The sequence below is a fragment of the Streptomyces actinomycinicus genome, assembly GCF_016741775.1.
Lineage (GTDB): Bacteria > Actinomycetota > Actinomycetes > Streptomycetales > Streptomycetaceae > Streptomyces > Streptomyces actinomycinicus.
Window position 1 is genome coordinate 1 of record NZ_JAERRK010000066.1, and the last position, 961, is coordinate 961.

Sequence of the window (961 nt, forward strand, 5' to 3'; positions counted from 1 at the left end):
CAGGTCGGCGACCTTGAAGTCGGTGAAGTCAGCGCCGGGCTGCGAGGACATGTCGGGTGCTCCTTGAGTTCAGTACGTTGCGGTGGATCTCGAGCGTCGCGGTCGAGCGGTTGAGCGTGATGTAGTGCAGTCCGGGGGCGCCCTCGGCGAGGAGCCGCTCGGCCATGGCGGTGGCGTGTTCGACACCGATGCGGTGGCCGTCGGCAGCGTTGTCACGCGCCGCCTCCAGGCGATGGGCCAGTTCTTCGGGGAAAGCGGCGCCGCTCAGCTCGGCGAAGCGGGCGATCTGGCGCACGTCGGTGGCCGGCATGATCTCCGGGATGATCGGGGTGTCGCAGCCTGCGGCGGCCACGCGGTCGCGCAGCCGGAGATAGTCGTCGACCCGGAAGAACATCTGGGTGATCGCGTAGTCGGCGCCCGCCCGGCACTTGGCCACGAAGTGCCGGATGTCGCTGTCCCAGTCCGGTGAACGCGGATGGCGTTCGGGGAAGGCTGCCACGCCGACGCTGAAGTCTCCCGACTCCTTCACCAGGCGCACCAGTTCATGGGCGTGGGTGAAGCCGTCGGGGTGCGCGGTCCAGGGGGCGTTCGGATCGCCGGGCGGGTCCCCGCGCAGGGCCAGGATGTCCCGGACGCCGGCATCGGCGTACTGACCGATGATGTGGCGCAGCTCGGCCACCGAATGGCCGACGGCGGTCAGATGGGCGACGGGACGCAGGGTCGTCTCGGCGGCGATCCGTTTGGTCACCGCGACGGTACGGTCCCTCGACGAGCCGCCCGCCCCGTAGGTCACCGACACGAACGACGGCGTCAGCGCCTCGATCCGGCGGATCGCCTGCCACAGAGTGCGGACTCCGGCGTCGGTCCTGGGCGGGAAGAACTCGAAGGAGAAGGACGGGGTCGCCCGGTCGAGGAGGTGGCGCAGGGTGTTCACTCCCGGCCTCCGGCGTTGAAGTAGCTT

The 961-nt window shown here is 69.7% G+C and carries 1 protein-coding gene; it reads right to left on the reverse strand.

The genetic code is table 11. From position 1 onward, the window contains the following. Positions 1 to 28: 28 nt before the first annotated feature. Positions 29 to 934, reverse strand: coding sequence for a methylenetetrahydrofolate reductase [NAD(P)H] (gene metF / locus JK359_RS38500; protein WP_201844386.1), 906 nt, complete (start codon positions 932 to 934; stop codon positions 29 to 31). Between the last annotated feature and the right edge of the window lie 27 nt (positions 935 to 961).